General features: G+C 32.1%; 12 protein-coding genes. 10 read left to right on the top strand and 2 right to left on the bottom strand.

Going from position 1 to position 19,796, the window contains the following annotated elements; all coding sequences use genetic code 11:
- Window positions 1-508: 508 nt before the first annotated feature.
- The 6 genes from Arg41_RS05570 (at window position 509) to Arg41_RS05595 (ending at window position 7,702) form a co-directional block, all read left to right on the top strand.
- The gene (locus tag Arg41_RS05570; protein WP_092343473.1) at window positions 509-1,690 is read left to right on the top strand and encodes a hypothetical protein; all 1,182 of its coding nucleotides are present in this window, start codon (window positions 509-511) and stop codon (window positions 1,688-1,690) included.
- 451 nt (window positions 1,691-2,141) lie between these two features.
- Window positions 2,142-3,311: a hypothetical protein gene (locus tag Arg41_RS05575; RefSeq protein WP_092343472.1), complete on the top strand. Its 1,170-nt coding sequence runs from the start codon at window positions 2,142-2,144 to the stop codon at window positions 3,309-3,311.
- A 36-nt stretch (window positions 3,312-3,347) separates the two neighbouring features.
- Window positions 3,348-3,527 carry a hypothetical protein gene (locus tag Arg41_RS05580; RefSeq protein ID WP_092343471.1) on the top strand — a complete coding sequence of 60 codons (180 nt, stop codon included), beginning with the start codon at window positions 3,348-3,350 and terminating at the stop codon, window positions 3,525-3,527.
- Between the two features lie 305 nt (window positions 3,528-3,832).
- Complete coding sequence (locus Arg41_RS05585) at window positions 3,833-5,005, top strand: hypothetical protein (protein WP_092343470.1); 1,173 nt, start codon at window positions 3,833-3,835, stop codon at window positions 5,003-5,005.
- A gap of 241 nt (window positions 5,006-5,246) precedes the next feature.
- The gene (locus Arg41_RS05590) at window positions 5,247-6,398 is read left to right on the top strand and encodes a hypothetical protein (RefSeq protein ID WP_092343469.1); all 1,152 of its coding nucleotides are present in this window, start codon (window positions 5,247-5,249) and stop codon (window positions 6,396-6,398) included.
- A 131-nt stretch (window positions 6,399-6,529) separates the two neighbouring features.
- Window positions 6,530-7,702: a hypothetical protein gene (locus Arg41_RS05595; protein WP_092343468.1), complete on the top strand. Its 1,173-nt coding sequence runs from the start codon at window positions 6,530-6,532 to the stop codon at window positions 7,700-7,702.
- An 844-nt stretch (window positions 7,703-8,546) separates the two neighbouring features.
- Here the strand turns inward: Arg41_RS05595 and Arg41_RS05600 are convergent.
- Window positions 8,547-9,521, bottom strand: coding sequence for a hypothetical protein (locus Arg41_RS05600; protein ID WP_092343467.1), 975 nt, complete (start codon window positions 9,519-9,521; stop codon window positions 8,547-8,549).
- A 469-nt stretch (window positions 9,522-9,990) separates the two neighbouring features.
- Window positions 9,991-10,749 (bottom strand): ZIP family metal transporter, encoded by a 759-nt coding sequence (locus Arg41_RS05605; RefSeq protein WP_092343466.1) that lies wholly within the window; start codon window positions 10,747-10,749, stop codon window positions 9,991-9,993.
- Between the two features lie 869 nt (window positions 10,750-11,618).
- Between Arg41_RS05605 and Arg41_RS05610 the strand changes: the two genes are divergently transcribed.
- The 4 genes from Arg41_RS05610 to Arg41_RS05625 all read left to right on the top strand — a co-directional run bounded on the left by Arg41_RS05610 (window position 11,619) and on the right by Arg41_RS05625 (window position 19,749).
- Window positions 11,619-12,857, top strand: a complete 1,239-nt coding sequence (locus Arg41_RS05610) for an MFS transporter (RefSeq protein ID WP_157722291.1) — start codon at window positions 11,619-11,621, stop codon at window positions 12,855-12,857.
- Complete coding sequence (locus Arg41_RS05615) at window positions 12,854-13,846, top strand: site-specific integrase (protein ID WP_092343464.1); 993 nt, start codon at window positions 12,854-12,856, stop codon at window positions 13,844-13,846. The genes Arg41_RS05610 and Arg41_RS05615 overlap by 4 nt, the downstream gene beginning before the upstream one ends.
- Before the next feature lie 285 nt (window positions 13,847-14,131).
- Window positions 14,132-17,065: a hypothetical protein gene (locus tag Arg41_RS05620; protein WP_092343463.1), complete on the top strand. Its 2,934-nt coding sequence runs from the start codon at window positions 14,132-14,134 to the stop codon at window positions 17,063-17,065.
- Window positions 17,066-17,376: 311 nt separating this feature from the next.
- The gene (locus tag Arg41_RS05625) at window positions 17,377-19,749 is read left to right on the top strand and encodes a hypothetical protein (RefSeq protein ID WP_092490575.1); all 2,373 of its coding nucleotides are present in this window, start codon (window positions 17,377-17,379) and stop codon (window positions 19,747-19,749) included.
- The last annotated feature ends 47 nt before the right edge of the window (window positions 19,750-19,796 follow it).

The following is a 19,796-nucleotide window of genomic DNA, read 5'->3' on the forward strand; positions in this document are numbered from 1 at the left end:
ACCAGGTTTAGCACGACTATATACAGGTATTTACATTTATCATGTATGCTTTGTAACTTATATGTGTAACTAAATCCTTCAAATATCGCACTGAACCCTAGACTTATATAATTTGTTGCTGTTAAAGTGATATCTGTATATTTGGAAACATACTGACTGCTGCCACAAAATAATAGTAATAGGTAAAATAGTAATAGGTAAGATACTAAGAAACACAAAGATATATCATTGTAAATTAACACAAAATTAATCATGATTTTAATCAAGTATGCCAAAAGAAATTTCCTATAATTCTATAATTACTTAGTATTACTGATAACATCTTAAAATCAATATCCACACTGGAGCTCAATGCAAATAATATAGACAGAAGTAGTGATAGAAAAATAAAAATGAATGGTAATAAACATTATTATTCTAGTTAAGTTTTGCAGCACATGCACTAAGGTTCGTGGTTTATAATCTTAGGTTATAGACAAACAAACCTCCTTATGCTGAGTAATTAAACATGGAATCATCTTACATTGACGGATGCAATATTAGTTGCCCAAATGTATCACTAACAAACAATGACAGCACTGATTACACAACTACTGATTCACCAATATCAAATTTATTACAAATAGATTGCAGATTTATTAACCCACCTACTGCCATTATTTCCGATCTTGTTTCTAGCATTAATAACGATGATATATCAGGGTATATAAATGCCGCTCGTGCCTTATTGGAATTGTGTATGCACAGATGTTTGTCGTATGTGCGATCGATTAAAATTCATTCTCCTATCTGTACTAACCTTAACTATATGGATCCAGAATGTAGTTTGGATGCAGTAACACCTGATAAGGATAGTTGCATTAAATCCAGTGATGATAACTATGATTCATTACAATATATGTATGACTATTTTAAATACTGTATGCTAGGAAATGACGAAACAATTGAAGAAAAACATGAGGAAGAAAAATTACTGAAATCAGAAGTAAGAACTTTATTAAAACAAAGGAATCAACTTTTATTGGAACATCAAAATAAGGTGATATCCTCACAGGACAAAATACCATCATCAGTATTTGAACTTGCTGCAGACGTAGAAGTACTTGGAACTAATACAGGATGTCATGGTAATTACACCGCTCTAGTAACAAGAATAAGAAAAGCAATTGAAAGAAGATTAGTTGATAAATCAAAATTTTCTACTATTCCCAAATACGATAGATCACTTGACGGTGACAATATTGATATAGACACGGGAATAAGAATTGAATGGAGATTAATTGATAGATCAAAATTTACTAACCTTATTAAGGAAAGGAGATTACTTAGAAACGCCGATATTAATGCCAGGGATAATTGCATCGCTTATTTTATGAAGTATTACCTATCTCTTAGAAGTAAGTTAGAATTAGTAGCTAGAGCTAAATTTAAGGGTGGAGATAAACTTATAATCGATGGATTTAGGCTTCCTATACCGAAAAAAGAAGAATTGAAATCATATGAAGTATACTTATCACCTCCTTACTCAAGGTCTTGTCCGTACTATGCAAGGCCGTACTATGCCAACTCTGGTTTTCAGATATGTGGAGATATGAAACAAGTTAGGGAACGCATGGAAAATTACTTAGCCAGCACTACCATGCCTAAATCAATTTACACAGAATCGAAACCAGGTTCTAATACATCATGAAATGGGCAATCATTACCCCAAAATACCGTCAATCCATACAAAATAAGAAGCGCATTCATCACAGCACCGGTTAATAAAGCAAATGCAAAAATATAACAGTGGATAACTTTTTGCTTTGACAAACATTTCAACAGTTAGTACCCCTTTAATATGTTGCGGTTGAAGTGATATCGTTATATCCGTAAACATAATGATTGCTGCCAAAATAATAGTAAAGATACCGAACAATATAACGATGTACCATGATGCATTAATACAAAAATAATCATGATTCTAATTTAACAAAAACTTCCTATAATTCATTAATATTTCAGATAACAGTGCTAAAACAACATACACACCAGAAGCATTATTAGTTAAGTTTGCACTATATGTAGTAAGGTTCGTGGGTTATACTCATAGGCAACAGGGAAGCGAACCGTTATCATTATTTTATGACGAGTAATCAAATATGGAATCATCTTCTTGTATTGACCGATGTGATATTGGTTGCTTAAGTATATCAGCAACAAATGACGGTGACACTAGTTTATCAAGTACTGATTTACCAATGTCGGATTTATTACAGATAGATTGCAGATTTATTAACCCATCTACTACAACTATTTCCAATCTTGTTTCTAGCATTAATAGCAACGATGCGTCTGGGTATCTAAGCACTGCTCATGTGTTATTAGAAGAATGTATGTCAAAATCTTTTATGTACATACGTTCGATTAAAATTCACCCCCCACTTTGTTGTAGCAATTTTAGCCATAGAGACCCAGAATACGGTTATGGGGATCCGGTACCTCAGAGAGATACTTACATTAAAAATGATGGCAAATATGGTCTACTACAGTATATGTGTGACTATTTTAAGTATTGCATGCTAGGGAATGATGAAACAAATGAAGAAAGAGAGGAGGAAGAACAGACACTAAACTCAGAAAGAAGAAAGTTGTATGAGCACAGAGACCTACTACTATTGGAACACCAAAGTAAGTCAATTAAATCACGAAATAAATTACCATCGTCAATGTCAATATATGAACTTGCCGTAGACTCAGAAATTGAACCTGAGATGGAATGCGCTGATAAATATGCTGCCCTGGTATCTGGAGTAAGAAACGCACTTGAATGGAGATTAGTTAATAAATCAGATTTTACTGGTATTTATACAGAGAAGAAACCAACTGGAAATACTGAAATTGTTGTTAATAATTGCGACGTAAGTATGGAGATTCCATGGAAATTAATTGATAAATTGAAATTTACTAATGTTTCTAAAAAGAAGAGATCACTTAGAAATGCCGATATTGAAGCTAGGGACAATTGTATTTTTTATTGTATGAAATATTACTTATCTCTTAGGAATAAGTTAGAACTAGTTGCTAGGACTAAATTTAAGGATAAGGATGAACTTATAAAAGAATGCTTTAATAAAATCCCTATGCCTGAAAAAGCGGATCTGAAGGCATATTCAGTATATTCTGCTCCTCCCTTCTCAAGGTCTTGCCCTTACTATGCAAGGCCTTACTACGCAAACTCTGGTAGCAAAATATCTGCAGACATGGATATAGTTGAGGAGCGTATGAATAATTACTGCTCCCGTTCTAAAATAGCTTTGATTCCAATATAAATAATTAATGCCAGGGATAATTGCATCGCTCATTTTATGAAGTATTACCTATCTCTTATAAGCAAGTTAGAATTAGTAGATAGAACTAAGTTTAAGGATACAGATGAACTTATAACCAAGGAATTTAACCTTCCTGCACCGAGGAAAGAAGACTTGAAATCATACGAAGTATGTAAATCTCATCCTTTCTCAAGATCTCCAGTTCTAACAAAATAACTTGACGATGACATAAATATAAACATGAGATGTGGGTTACAATACATGGGGTCCATGGTTTATACAAAATATGGTACTGTGATTAGTAAAAGCTGACCATCGTCATTAGACGTTGTTAATGAAATAGGTGTTATGGTACGTAAATAATATCATACTAAAGGTCGGCACAACAAATGTCGGAAAAAATGGTGATAGTAACAGAAAAATAAATGGTAATAAGATCTCATTATCTTTATAGTAAAAATCATGTCTATAGTATATAAAATAAGGTTTGGGACGCCCTCACTAACTATCGACGGTTAAAAATGGAATCATGTTGTATTGACTTATGTAATAATAGTTGCTCAGATAGTATTTCTTTAGTAACTAACAATGATTGTTGCACTCCCTCAAACAGTGGCTCGTCCGTGTCAGACTTATTACAGATAAACTGCAGTTTTATTAACCCATCTTCTGCAATTATTTACGATATTGTTTCTAGCATTAATAACGGTAATAAATCTGAGTATCTAATTGCTGCTAGTGCATTATTGGAATCATGTATGTCAACATCTTTGATGTATTTACGCTCTATTAAAATTCATCCTCCTGTATCTACTAACCTTAGTTATAGGAGCCCAGAATGTATTTATGGGGATCCGAGGCCTAGGAGTGATAGCTACATTAAAAATGACGACCAATACGGTACTCTACAATATATGTGTGACTATGTTAAATACTGTATGCTAGGAAATGACGAAACAATTGAAGAAAAACATGAAGAAGAAAAATTTCTGGAATCAGAAGCAAGATTTTTATTAGGAGAAAGGGATCAAATGATATCAGAAGTAAGATTTTTATTAGGAAAAAGGAATACAATAATACCTAATCACCAAAATAAGGATATAGCATCAATATCTGAACTCACCGCAAGCATAGAACCTGAACTTACCTCAGACATAAAATTTGAAACGGCTGCGGGATGTAATAGTAGTTATAGAACTCTAGCAATTGGCATAAGAAAAGCAATTGAAAGAAGGGCAATTAGTAGATCAGCATTTATTACTATCCCTAAAGATAAAAGCTCAATTGAACATACTGATACGGGAATTATATGGAGATTAGCTGATAGATTTAACCATTCTAATCTTATTAAAGAGAGGAAATTACTTAGAAATGCCGGTATTAATGCCAGGGATAATTGCATCGCTCATTTTATGAAGTATTACCTATCTCTTAGAAGAAAGTTAGAATTAGTAGCTAGAACTAAGTTTAAGGATACAGATGAACTTATAACCAAGGAATTTAAACTTCCTGTACCAGGGAAAGAAGACTTGAAATCATCAGAAGTACTTAGATCTCATCCTTTCTCAAGATCTTGCCCTTACTATGCAAGACCTTACTACGCAAACTTTGAAGACAAGATATGTGACGACATGAATATAGTTAAGAAGCGCATGAATAATTACTGCTCCAGTTCTAAACTGCTCCAGTTCTAACAAAATAACTTGACGACAACATAAATATAAACATTAAATGTAGGCTAAACACCTAGTATCCATGATTTATACAAAAAAATAGACGTTATGGTACGTAAACAATCTACAACAACAAATGTCGGAAAAAATAGTGATAACAACAGAAAAATAAATGGCAATAAGCTCCCACTATTCTATAGCAAAAATCATGGCAATGGTGTAAAAACTAAGTTCATTACGTCCTTAATATCGGCGGTTAAGCATGGAATCATATTGTATCAACGCATGTAATAATGATTGCTCAGATAATATTTCTTATTGTCACAATCCCACAAGTAGTGACTCATCCATATCAAATTTATTACAGATAGATTGCAGTTTTATTAGCCCACCCTCTGAAATTATTTCCAATATTGTTTCTAGCATTAATAACGGCAATAAATCTGAGTATCTAACTGCTGCTAGTACATTATTGGAATTATGTATGTCAAGATCTTTGATGTACTTACGATCTATTAAAATTAAGTATCCTGTATGTACTAACCTTGATTATAGAAGCCCCGAATGCAGTTTTGGAGATCCGAATCCTAGGAGTGATAGCTACATTAAAAATAACGAACAATACGGTACTTTACAATATATGTGTGACTATATTAAATACTGCATGCTAGGAAATGACGAAACAATTGAAGAAAAACATGAAGAAGATAAATTCCTAGAATCAGAAGTAAGATTTTTATTAGAAAAAAGGGATCAAATGATTTCAGAAGTAAAAATTTTATCAAAAAGCAATAAACCGGTACCTAATCACCAAAATAAAGAGATGGCATCAATATCTGAACTCACCGCAAGCATAGAACATGAACTTACTGCAGACATAGAAGTTGAAACGGCTGCGGGATGTAATGGTAATTACAAAACTCTAGCAACTGGCATAATAAAAGCAATTGAAAGAAGGTTAGTTAGTAAATCAGCATTTGTTACTATTCCTAAAGATAATAGCTTGCTTGAACATACTGATACAGAAATTATATGGAGATTAGCTGATAGATTTAAATTTTCTAATCTTATTAAAGAGAGGAAATTACTTAGAAATGCCGATATTAATGCCAGGGACAATTGTATCGCCCATTTTATGAAGTATTACCTATCCCTTAGAAGTAAGTTAGAATTAGTAGCTAGAACTAAATTTAAGGACGCAGATGAACTTATAATCAAGGAATTTAACCTTCCTCTACCGGGTAAAAAAGACTTGAAATCGTACGAGGTATATAGATATCATCCTTTCTCAAGGTATTGTCCTTACTACGCGAGGCCTTACTACGCAAACCTTGGTAACAAGATATGTGCAGATATGGATGTAGTTAAGGCACGTATGAAAAATTACTGCTCTAGTTCTAATAAAATAACTTGACGACAACATAAAAATAAACGCTAATAAGCTCTCATTATTTTAGTAAAAGTTGCAGTGCGTATAGTAAAAATCATGGCCATGGTGTATAAAATGAAGTTTGGGGAAATTTTATATTCTGTTGGCGGTTAATCATGGAATTACATTGTATAAACTCATGTGGTGATAGTAGCTCGGATAATATTTCTTTAGTAACTAACAACTATTACACTCCCACAAATAGTGACTCATCAGTATCTGGTTTATTACAAATAGATTGCAGTTTTATTAAACCACCTTCCGTAATTATTTCCAGTATTGTTTCTAGCATCAATAACGGTAGTAAATCTGAGTATCTAAATGCTGCCGGTGTATTGTTGGAATCATGTATTTCAAGATCTTTGATGTACTTACGCTCGATTAAAATTCAGTCTCCTATATGTACTAACCTTAATTACATGAACCCAGAGTGTAGTTTTGAAGATCCAACACCTGAAGATGATACTTACATTAAAAATAATGGCAAGTATGATAATCTGCAATATATGTGTGACTATATTAAATACTGTATGCTAGGAAATGATGAGACAATTGAAGAAAAAAATGAAGAAGAAAAATTGATGGAATCAGAAGTAAAATTTTTGTTAAAAAAAAGAAATAAAATGATGTCAGAAATAAAAATTTTATTAAAAAGCAATCGGATGATACCTAATAACAAAAACAAGGAGACAGCGTCAATATCTGAACTTACAACAAACATGGAGGTTGGACAAAATACACAGTGTCATGGCAATTACACTGCTTTAGTAACAGGCATAAGAAAAGCAATTGAAAGAAGGTTAGTTAGTAAATCAACATTTGTTACTATGACTAAAGATAAGAGCTCACCTGATGAGGTTAATGTTGATCTTTTTATTGGAACAGAAGTTAGGTGGGGGTTAATTGATAGATTTAAATTTTCTAATCTTATTAAAGAAAGGAAATTACTCAGAAATACCGATATTAATGCCAGGGATAATTGCATCGTTTATTTTATGAAGTATTACCTATCTCTTAGAAGTAAGTTAGAATTAGTAGCTAGAACTAAATTTAAGGATACAAATGAACTTATAATCAATGAACTTAACCTTCCTGTACCGGATAGAAAGGCCTTGAAGTCATACGATTTATATGAAGCTCATCCTTTCTCGGGTTGTTGTCCTTACTATGCAAGGCCTTACTATGCTAACTCTAACTTTAAGATATCTGATGATATGGAACTAGTTAAGGAGCGTATGGATAGCTACTTAGCCAATAGTAAATGTTTCTCCGCGTTCCCAAACAGGTGAAAAATCGTGATACCGCAACAATATTGCTAATTTAAGAGGTAAGTTATTACGCAGTAAAAGATGGTAATACTTGAAAAATAACAATAAAGGCCTCTCTATTCTAAAAATGCAGAGAGATAAATATCAGAGTATGTGTTACGGTTTAGCGATTTGCTGCCACGAAGACAAAAAATGTAATGGCTTGTTGTTAATGAATAGATTCCAAAAAGCACGTGCATGAACCCCCTTGTAACAGGCACATTATCAACTTAACAAATTTTTATTAAAAATTATCTTAAAAATTAAAATTATCATTTCTTTCAGTAATTCTTTTAAAAAAATTTAATATTAAATTCAATGCGTTACATTCCAGTATCTCCGTAAATTCGTACTATTACGTAATATGTATTATTATGTAATAGTACGATTGTTACATACAAAAAATAGTAAACATTATAGGTCTCGATAAGTTCAGTTATAGAGAGTTATAAGCCCCCAAAAAAATCACCACTAATAAAAATAAGAATAAATAGAGATAGATCTATACAAGCAAAAAATTAGATAAGGAAAAAAATAAAATTAGCCATCAAACAGTAAATTTCATGTCAAAAATATTTATAGTTACTTTGAAAAATTACTTAGGTGAAATTAAAAAATTGACCATAGAGACAAAAAATGAACATGAGAACATAAATACAAACAGGAAAAATTACACACAGAAAACACACACAAAAACATAAAAAAATAATAAAATTTGTCTTAAAAATATTTATATCAATAATAGATAATAACTTGGAATACACTTAAAAAAACAAAACTAACTGCGGAATAAATTCACCTTCATGGTAAAAACAAACTTGAATAATTAAATTCTAGAGAGAAAAGACGGATTCACAGAAACCCATATAGCAAATATCAGCAATGCCATCAAATATAAAAACATAATAGCAATACCAATCAAACAAAAATACCTAGAATACCTCGCACCTCTAGCTGATTCATCATCAACAGGAACAAGTTCATAATTTGATTCCATTCCACTAACAAGATCAGAAGAGGAAAAATCATCAGCAACATCAATAGTAACTGGAAATAAGCTATCAGCATCAACAGAAGATCTATCAATTCCTAATTTAAGAGACATATCCAAGACACAATCCTTACAAGATATAAATTTGGACCCACTACTTCGCTCACAACATAATAAAACATCACCTTTGTTAAGGGAATCGCACTTAGTCATCCCCTCACTAAAAAAACTAGCACTAAAAGATGGAATAAAAACAGATTTACCAGAGGAACAAGAAATCATAAAAATACTACCACTTCCTATATCCACGAAACTTCCAATAAATTTATATCTATCAAAAGAATCTAAACAACACGTAGAACAAGAAGCATTAATTTTAATATTTTCTGTAGATATAGAATAAGGGATTGTAGGGCAGATAAAACTTTTATACATTTTTGAGTTACAATCCCAGCAATGTATAAAAGACTCCTCCAACTTGATAGCGCTACAGTGAGACCATTCCGGTGGTTTAATATACAAAGACACGACACCGTTATCAGGATTACAATGGCGAGAGCCCATGGTTCTGTTATCAGAAATAACTTTTTCTGCATTTCCCAAAATAATGCTTTGCAAAACTCTACGGCTCAGTGTACTGTCACCTGTATCAAAAAAGTTGCCCTTAAACTTTTTGAAAGAAAAACCACGATCAGAGATTGAAATAATTTTATAATCGTAAATACAAGAAACTTCTCCTAAAACCTTATCAAGCTTACATCTAGGAGATGGTATACAGCAAAGTCTACAAAAAAAATTCCCATTAATCATTTAACTAAGTACCATATGAAAAATAAAAATCATTATTTTTTCCTCGTTATTGATACGAAAAAACAAAGTCAAAATTTTATTTTTATTTTTATGCAACTGATACTAAATACTATCCTTCCTTATTTACTAGGATTAGCAAAATAATTATTGGTAACAAGAAACCACAATACGAGAGACCGTAAAAACTCACAGAAAAACAGATTGGAAAATTTCAATAATGCAAAACACAACGAAGACCAGAGGAGTCATACCCACACGCTCCTCCCCCAAAATTCGTAAATCACTAACCTCAACTAACAAATCTATATCTATTTATATTTATACACAAATAGCAATATCCCCCACAAGTAATTCTAAATCAAGCACAAAAATAAAAAATAATTAACACAATAATGAGAAAAAATGCACAATAACATCATCTGTTTAATTTAATTAAACAATTTGCCTATAATTTGCGCTTGAAAACAAGCTAGGTCCACAAAGCAACAAAAGACATTATTAAAAAACCAGCTATTACAAACAGAAAATTTCTCAAGTTGCAGCAGCTTTTTACCAGTATACCCTGCTCCAACCCATGCAGAGTACCCATATATAGAAACGTTCCAGCAGCTAAAGATGAAAAAGCAGGGGTCACAAGTGGATAAGGAGAGGTAAATCGTTGCATAGTGCTACCAAATATTATCCCCAGAGGAGCCATTATAGAGAATATGCCGAATAACAAAATTCTCGATTTTAAGGACAAAGAGGTTTTATTAATTTGTACCGACAAAGCAAAACTAGCAGCCCATTTATGCGCTGTAATAGCCAGAAACACCAGCCACATAACAGAAGATGACCTACTAAGCCCCAGAGCTGATCCTGCCAAAAGACTGTGAAAAGAAAGCATAGAAACGGCCAAAACTGCCAATGATCGGCTAGAACTGCCTTCTTGCTCATAAATCTCTCTACCAACATGCTCCAACAATAGTAACAATAAAAAAACTGAAGATGCCATAAAAAAAGGTATGGGATAGCTATAATTTAGCTCATAAAAACTTCTAGAGGCATCAGAAAGCATATGCATTAAACTTGATCCTAAAAAAACACCAACAGCTAACGATTCAGCTCTAGAGAAATCAAAAGATCTGGGACATCCGCAAATGTCACGCCTTCTAACAATAAATGGATAGGCTCCTGATAAAATGGTAACTACAAATATAATTATGAGAAAAATCAATCTGATACTCATGAAACACTTCTCCACACTTTTAATTGGGAACAGGCGATACCAGATCATACTAATATGCACCATTATGCATCATATCAACCAATTAATTCAAGTAATTAATTAATTAACTTTACAAACATAATTATGATATTGACATCACAGATCCTATAAATCTAAGCAGATTAATTACCGAATATTAAAGAAATGAAAATAATTAATAATTAACTCATTAGAATAACTACCATCCAATTCCGATTACAAAAATGTGATCAACAAGAAACACTCAATCAGAGAAAACAAAATATAAAGGAATGATCAGATTCAGGAAAAGAAACTCAATACAAATTATGTTTATTACAAATATGATTAGATAATTAGTAAATTTTATCAATTAAATAAAATCTAAAAACAAAATGTGGCACCACTAGCAAATTACAAAAAAGATTAACCTCTGTTGAGATATTTATGCAATACGCACAAATATTATCCGCATTAATTTATAAATAACATCATCTTATTTAAAATATTAGTGCAGTACCAACCGACAACATTTATTATGAATTAGAATCATCAGCGCTATTTAAATTTTAAAATACAACATGATAATAATGCCAAAAGCAAATTATGTGTATTTAATCGCAAAGCTATGAAAAAATAATATCATACACGAAGCATAATTTTTCCAACAAACCTCAGTAACGAATAATGTTATCAGAAGTAAATGCAAAGATTTTACATACTTTCCTCGTAATGAGGAATTTTATATATTCATATAGTATGGATATTACTTACAGTGAATATAAGGACCTATCATTACCTAGTAATAATGAAGACATTTGAATCAATGTTATGAGACAATGTGATTTTAAATTACAGTACCCATGATAACTATGATAGAGAAAAATAAGTTACTTACCTCATTGGGAAACATTGTTGAGTGGTTTGATTTTTCCCTGTATGGGTTCTTTGGTATAATTTTTTCCGAGGTTTTCTTCCCAAAAGATAACTCTCATATTAGATCATTACTGATGACTTATGGTATTTTTGCTGCAGGATTTGCCTCACGCCCTCTGGGAGGGCTTATGTTGGGAGTTTGCGGTGACAAATATGGACGACTATTTGCCTTACGTATGACTCCAATCATGATGACAATTTCAACAGCCGCCATAGCTTTTCTTCCTACATATGAGCAAGCTGGATACCTTTCTACACTATTATTAATTATCCTAAGAATTGCACAAGGAATATTAGTAAGTGGTGAATTTTCCGGTAACATTGCTTACCTATACGAAATTTCAAAAAAATGGAAATACTTTTGGGCCAGCGCTGCTAGCTTAACTGCAACTTTAGGCACTTTTTTGGCATCAATAGTTGCTTGGGTTTCTTATGAGTTCTTACCAGAAAAATTTTTGCATACTTATGGCTGGAGAATTGCTTTTTTATTGACGATACCTTTTGGAATAGCGGCTCATATTGCTCGAATACATATGGAAGAATCGCCAGAGTTTAAATTTTGCGGAGGAACAAGTAATCCTATAAAGTTGCTAATTAGCAAACACCGACATAATTTTTTCAGGTGTCTTTTTATTTCATGCTTAACCGCCACTATATTCTATTTCACATTTTTATTTTTACCTGTTTTTCTAATAAGATATAGAAATTTTGCTGAGGAAAATTCTCTGCTTAGAAATTCCATTTTTCTGTTACTTCATATAATTACAATCCCCATCTTTGCCATTTTAGTTAATAAGATTGGTATATACAAAGCAAACATCATAGCCATTTTGTCAGCTATGATCCTTTCAATTCCTTGTTTTTATTGGATATGTTATGGAAATCAATGGAAGATTTTTACCAGTTTTACTTGTCTGGCACTGTTAAATTCATTTTTGGCATCAGTAACTCCAGGATTAATTACCAAAATGACCCCAGTGGAAGTAAGATGCATTACCCTGTCCATGGTTATTAATTTCGTATACGGTATATTTGCAGGATTAATGCCAGTATGGGGACTATTCTTAGTTAAGTCTACTAATAACCTCATGGCACCAGGCATTTACTTATTTTTTATTTCTGCTATTTCTCTAACAGCAAGTGTTTTCAGCACAAAAAATTTAGGCAGTATATGATTAAAGATAACAAAGAATCGATGCTACATTATGATTCCTATCAAAGTGATAGTTTATCAGAAACGGAGCGCTCAAAACAAATAAGGGAATATATATGTGCATCTACAGCAGAAAATACCAGAAAAACATATCGCTCAGCTATAATTCAATTTGAACGTTGGGGAGGACGATTACCTGCAACTAAAGATATGTTAATTAAGTATATTTTAGGCAAAGCAAATCATCTTTGTCCATCAACGCTAAGCCTACACATGACTGCCATTTCTCAGTGGCATTGCTATCAAAATATACCTGACCCCTGCTCTGACCCCACAATCAAGAAGATAATGATAGGAATTCGCAGAAAACATGGTCGACCATCCATTAAAGCAAAACCCTTGACCGTAACCAATATGATGTCATTTATTAATAACCTCTTATCCAAAGAAAAAAACATTAAAACAATACGTGATATGGCTTTACTTCAGGTGGCTTTTTTCGGTGCTTTTCGTAGATCAGAATTGGTAAATATACAATTTGAAGACATTAGTTGGACAGAAAAAGGAGTAACAATAAACATAACACGATCCAAAACAGATCAAGAAGGTCATGGCAGTGCACGTGCAATTCCGTTTGGCAATCCTCCCATTTGCCCTGTAACTGCCCTACGTGAATGGATTATGGCTAGTAATTTAAATGAAGGTCCTGTCTTCAGGGCTATAAACCGCTGGAATCACTTAGAATCAGCCCCACTTCACCCATCATCCATCAATATCTTTATTAAAAATATTGCCAAAGAATGTGGAATTAACCCCAAGCAAATAAGTAGCCACAGCTTTAGAAGGGGATTCTCTACTGCAGCTGCTAGCGAGAATATTAAATTTAGCTTAATAAAGAAACAAGGAGGATGGAAAAATGACTCAACGGTTCATGGGTACATAGAAGAGGGATGTCAGTTTTCGGAAAATGCTGCCGGAGAATTGATGAAAATAATAAATACCAATTACTAATTAGTATATTTTTGTATTAGTAAACTCCTGGATTATTAATGCATCACCTCATATAAATAAATTCCACTCATAGATAATTGTCATCAACATACCACATTATTTGTTGGTGCAATTGCTATTTTTATTTAAAAATTATTTTATGTACAATATCCGTCAGTACTAACTTAGTTAGTGCGTTTATAGGAAAGCACACAGTGTACTTTATTTTTTAACTATTTATGCATTTCAGCCACATCAGAAATTAGTAATAAATATACCTACTGTACATAATAACCAAGGTTATTTATGGAAAATTATTCCACCATTAATGGAGTTCAAAATACAGAAGAACATAGTTCAGATCAAGAATCTGAACCCTCTTGCAAAAAATCAGAATCAATTTGTGATAATTCACTATCATCACTAGACATTGATAATAGTATTTTCCCTAGAGATAGACCCCCATTGAGAAAAATGAGATCTTTCCTATGGAGCCAAAATCGGTCAGAAAGCATAGTAAGTAACTATATATCTCTCCCTATTGGAAGGTCATCATTAAATATTGAATCAGAATCATCGTTTTACGAAGATTGTAGCAATGAAGATACGGTTTTTGGAACATCAAAAATAAAACGAGGGTTTATGTCAATTAGTATGGAATCCCTCAATACTAAAGATATTACTGAATCAGCAAAAAAAACTACATTTAAAGATAATTTTGAAAAAAGAAGAAGATCATCATCTTTATCACATATTGATAAATCGATATTATTTGAAGAAAAAAAACCTAATCTCTATAAATACAGCATTTCAGAAGTTGATTTAAAAGACATTACGAAAAGGACAAAGAAATATCTGGCTGTTGCACTTGCTGAGGCAGAATTTCTATCCACACCCAAAACTATTTACAACAAAGAAGTCGCAAAAAAAGATAACACAATAGAAAATGGTATGGATGAAGTTGATTTTCGATTAACTGGTATGGATGAAGTTGATTTTATAGCTCCAGATCATAAAAAAATAAATTTAATTTACACTAAAACAAAATTGGGAGATTACGATAAAATCGATGTAAGGGATTGGAGAGAAGAAAGCAAAGAATGCAACCAAAGAAGAGGAACTAGATATACTGATGATTACTTAAGAAATGAATTACTGGAGAAAACATTACTAAGAAACCCAGATGCAGAAACAGGAAAAGGAATAAATAAAATTTCTCCGTTAGCATTAGGTGGAGCTCACAGCAAATTTTCTGGAAAAACCATTTTTATTCACAAAAGCAATAAAGGTAATTCTGTTTCTACGAATCTAGGAAATATCATAATTCCTGGTAACACCGATCTAAAAGAATCATTAAAATCACAATACTTAGGTCTAATATATCTAATATTCAATGATTTAAAAGAACTAGAAAAATCAATTCCTGAAATTTTAGAAACTACTAAATCTAAAGATCAAACTTGTTTTGTTTTAGATAACTTTGTGATTAAATCAAAAAAAGTACTGCTAATGTTTTTTAATTTAATATGTGACTTACCGGAAACAATATTATCTAACCCTAGAATCATTACATCAAAAGAAGAATATGAGAGTGCATTTACGAGTGCTTTAAATACAAAGCTTGCTGAAAAAATAAAAGAATACGAAAAAACCCCAGAGTATTCCAGCATATTGAAAGGAATGAAAATTGGCGGTAACACTGATATATATAGTTATTTATTCAAAAATATTCAAAGCAAAGAAATTATATTTTCTATTCTACATGAGTCTAGGTTATTTCTTGAAAGAAACTCCAATTACAAGCCAAAATCAGTTCCAGAAGATGCACTAAATATTAGGCATTATCTTTATGAATCGTTATTTAGCAGTATATTTAATGACCTTGTATCAATTTTAGAAAAAAGAATAAATAAAATAAAGATCGATAATAACCTGCAAAACCATATAAATAACAATATAGTAAGCAAAGAAGAATTAAGTGATTATTTGTATATTGGAAAATTTTATATATCACAAAAACTAGTACTAGGAATGGAATCATGTGTTGATAGACTTTTGGAATTAAATAAAGACAAATTATCAAAATTTGAAATAAAACTTACCAAAGGAATTGCCCTTGGATATTTATCTAAAAAAGATATAGAAATTCATGTTGATAATTTTTTCGAAAAAGAAATATTTAAAAAAGATGAAGAAAACTACAATCAATTATTTTGTTTTATGAGAGAATTTATATCTAGGGTGACAATAGTAACTTTAGAAGGGAAAAAAATCCCCGCCTCAATTGAAAAAAAGGAAGAAATTATATCATACTTTAAATTCTTTTTAAGCAAAAAATTAAATTCCAAGATTTTACTAGGAAATATGGTAGAAAGAATATCAGAAACAACTCCAATTATTTTTAATGGACCAAGAAGTCTTTCATTAGAACTAGCAAATAGCATTAATAAAGTTTGCAAAACAGTTTCTGTAGAAATGGATAAATTAGTATCATTATCCATAGATTCTGTTACTGACCTTTACCTAAATGGTAGTACAGTTAGTATTGATGAAGTTATAGAAGCAGAGACTTCTAATTTACATGAGCAATTTTATTATATTTCCAAATCAGTATGCCATGGAGAAGATAATTTAAAATCCCAAAAAATTATTGGAGAAATATACAAGATTGTGGATTATAAAATGAGTGATCTATTAAAATGCTATGGAAACATATTGGAAAAAAGGCTGGAAAATATTTATACAAACAAAATAGCTTACTTAAATAAGGAAGCCAGAACAAAAATACCGGATCAATGGAAGCCAATTATTTTTCATGTATCACAGGAAACATCAGAATCGGTTATTAAATGCATTGATGATGTTTGTAAAGAAATTTTATTAAAATTTAAAATTGTTACAAAAACTTTAGAGGAACGTGTGTGTAATTTATACATACATTCTGAAGAAGAAAATATAGCCAACATTCTAGAAAAAGAAGCGAGTAACTGCAAACAATTATTTATTGATATTTCTAAACAGAGCTGTAGAGGTGAATCTAATTTACGTGCAAAAAAAATACTCTGTGAAATATCAAAAGCAAAAAGATCGAGTGAAAAAGAAATACTCAGGTGTTACGGCAATCTACTGGAGAGAAGATTAAATAATGTCTACAAGTTTGAATTAATTAATCTAGAACATAAAATTAAACACAGAGCACCCATACTGTATCATCGCAAATACTCATCCACCAATAAGTGAGAAACACTCCATTTTTCCTATGAACATTATGAACTTTACAAGAACTGTTAATAACATTTGTAATCAGTAAATACCCCTATTAACATTTACTAGTAATTTCTATATTGAAGGAATCTCCAATTACACTCAAATATCTAAAATATTATAATCGCATCAACGTATTAGTTCATAAGATACTTCAAGCATTTTACACTAGATAATATGTAATCTACAGCTTAATTATGTAATTGAAACTTCCTATTGTGTTGTTACTGTAAAAATGAACTAATAAAGTAAAACATTAACAAAACTACAAGCAACTGGGATAAATCATGGACAGAAGCAGATTGAATTCTAATAATAGCACCTTTCAACTTGGATCTGTTGACGAAACAGAACCTGAAGGCACAGGAAATTCTAGTGCTGCAACAACTCATCCTCTTGCCGGGGAGGAAAGCACAATAACTGAAACAGAATCATTAACAAGCACAGACGATACAAGTTATTCATTATCTATCTGCAGTACTAGTACTGATACTAGCACTAGTGCCAGTACCAGTACCAGTAATAGTATTTATTCTACTACTAGCTGCCCAGACCTTAGTGCCCTCAACTACCAAGATATCAGCCATATCGGTCATAAAAATGTTACTTTTAGTTGTCCTAATCTTGGATCCATTTATGAACAGAGAACAAGAAGTAGAGCAGAAACTATTGACATTGGCGCTCCTTTCTTTATGGGAAAAATTGTTGATATTCCACTTTCTCAGCATAGTAAAGTACCATACGATAAACACATGGTATTGCCGGTTCCAGAAGGACTTGTAGAAAAACCATCCTATAAATTTAATCAGAGGTTTACAGCTGGCAGTAGAATTGTACCTCACACTGTAACTAGTAGAAGAAAAGAAGTTATTTACGAACATGTAAATGTAAGAATCGCTCCTACTCTCAGAGAGGCATCGCTTCTTAACAGTAAAAAAAATAAGAAAAAATCTATAAGGGAAAGGGTATTAAAATTCTTTAATAAGCAATCTGTTAATAAAGATAAAAACCAATGCAGCAGCAGTAAAGAAATTGCACCAAAACCTGACAGGCATAAAAATTTCACTCCTCCTCCTAGAGTACACTATTATGAGAAAATAGATGATTATGCAATTGCACCAAAACCTGATAGGCATAGTAAAATAAATCCTACATCAGGAAGTGCTAATTACGAGGAAATGGTAAACACAAAATCACAGGAAAGTTATTCAACTCAAGAAAGTGCTAATTACGAGGCAATGGTAGACACAAAATCACAGGAAAGTTATTCAACTCAAGAAAGTGCTAATTACGAGGCAATGGTAGACACAAAATCACAGGAAAGTTCTTCACCCCAAGGAAGAAGTGCTTATGAACCTGTTGCTTATAAACCTGTTAGCGATACAACTGACTCGGTAAAACTTCGCAGTACTGGAGCAAGACCTAAAGAGTATAAACAAGGACATTCGCAAAATCCCGCTAGTAAAAAAGATAGATACTTATCATTAACTCCCCTGGGAGATATTGGACCGGACGAAGTAGATAGTTACAGATCTTTACGTACTCCTAAGAAAAGTAGTAGCCCAGAGGAGCAGTCTGCTGGTGCAGAAAAAAGAAATAGTGTATTTTATGGATCTTTACGTGCTCCTAAGAAAAGTAGTAGCCCAGAGGGACAGTCTGCTGGTGCAGAAAAAAGAAATAGTGCATTTTATGGATCTTTAAGAACTTCTAAGACAAGTGGTAGCTCACACAAACACTCTGAAGATACTACTAGTACTAGAAGAAAAAAAGATAATAAATATTACGTAGATCAAAGAACTTCATCACCAGAACAAGAATATGAACAAAGCAGAAACAGAACTGATTCTGCCGGTTCAAGAAGAAGTGGAAATGAAACCTATTATTATAGTGGCTCAGATAAACCATACCTGTTACCCGAAAATACTTTAAGAAGAAAGGATTCTAAACACTCGGATCGCGCAAGAACCTCCCCAGAACAATATTATGAACCACTTAAAGTCGTAGGTAAGATAGATAATTGGATGATTGTAGGAGAGTCTATACGAATCAGAGGCCATAATGAGTTTATTATTAATACTAGAAGATCTAGTAATGATAATAAGTATTCTGCCCTTTCAAATCAAGTATCATCACATGCATCACCATTTTTGACAAAAATAGAAGCAGTTATGAGAAAGAGTTCGGGATTATCTACTTTAGGAAAATATTCGGATGACTTGTTAATTCCAGCTGTTCTTTTCATTGTTAGATCAGCTTTAGAAGAAATGAAATCCGATGTTAATAATTTTGTAAAATCCATTTACTCGAAGTTGCTTACATTAGATCCTGATGCAATTAAGAAATTAATTGAAGAAAACAAACTTGTTTCTCACATAGAAGGTAAATTTTTGTCTGAGTTAAGATCAAAGTTTAAAACCGAAAGAGATAGGTTACTTAAATTACATTATGAAAAAAATAAAATCAGTCTTACTGATATTATTAAACAGGCCGTTGAACGTACTAGTTACGGTATGGAGCCAGAAGAGCTTAGGGAAAGAATAGAAGTTATGACTGGACTAGTAGCTAATGTGGTATCAGCATCCATTGGCACATCAGACCTTGCTAAACTGGTAATTCGCAATGCTGCAGAAAAATTAAAGGATTTCTTAGAAAGTAATTAGCCTTGGAATAAATTTAAAATGTTCCAATTTTAGTAATAAACATGTGG

The organism is Candidatus Ichthyocystis hellenicum, assembly GCF_001460935.1.
Taxonomy (GTDB): domain Bacteria; phylum Pseudomonadota; class Gammaproteobacteria; order Burkholderiales; family 2013Ark19i; genus Ichthyocystis; species Ichthyocystis hellenicum.

Coding starts and splice junctions, on each gene's coding strand:
- Arg41_RS05605 (WP_092343466.1), bottom strand. CDS start 10,749: ATGAGTATCAGATTGATTTTTCTCATAATTATATTTGTAGTTACCATT.
- Arg41_RS05610 (WP_157722291.1), top strand. CDS start 11,619: ATGATAGAGAAAAATAAGTTACTTACCTCATTGGGAAACATTGTTGAG.
- Arg41_RS05570 (WP_092343473.1), top strand. CDS start 509: ATGGAATCATCTTACATTGACGGATGCAATATTAGTTGCCCAAATGTA.
- Arg41_RS05585 (WP_092343470.1), top strand. CDS start 3,833: ATGGAATCATGTTGTATTGACTTATGTAATAATAGTTGCTCAGATAGT.
- Arg41_RS05575 (WP_092343472.1), top strand. CDS start 2,142: ATGGAATCATCTTCTTGTATTGACCGATGTGATATTGGTTGCTTAAGT.
- Arg41_RS05620 (WP_092343463.1), top strand. CDS start 14,132: ATGGAAAATTATTCCACCATTAATGGAGTTCAAAATACAGAAGAACAT.
- Arg41_RS05590 (WP_092343469.1), top strand. CDS start 5,247: ATGGAATCATATTGTATCAACGCATGTAATAATGATTGCTCAGATAAT.
- Arg41_RS05625 (WP_092490575.1), top strand. CDS start 17,377: ATGGACAGAAGCAGATTGAATTCTAATAATAGCACCTTTCAACTTGGA.
- Arg41_RS05595 (WP_092343468.1), top strand. CDS start 6,530: ATGGAATTACATTGTATAAACTCATGTGGTGATAGTAGCTCGGATAAT.
- Arg41_RS05580 (WP_092343471.1), top strand. CDS start 3,348: ATGAAGTATTACCTATCTCTTATAAGCAAGTTAGAATTAGTAGATAGA.
- Arg41_RS05615 (WP_092343464.1), top strand. CDS start 12,854: ATGATTAAAGATAACAAAGAATCGATGCTACATTATGATTCCTATCAA.
- Arg41_RS05600 (WP_092343467.1), bottom strand. CDS start 9,521: ATGATTAATGGGAATTTTTTTTGTAGACTTTGCTGTATACCATCTCCT.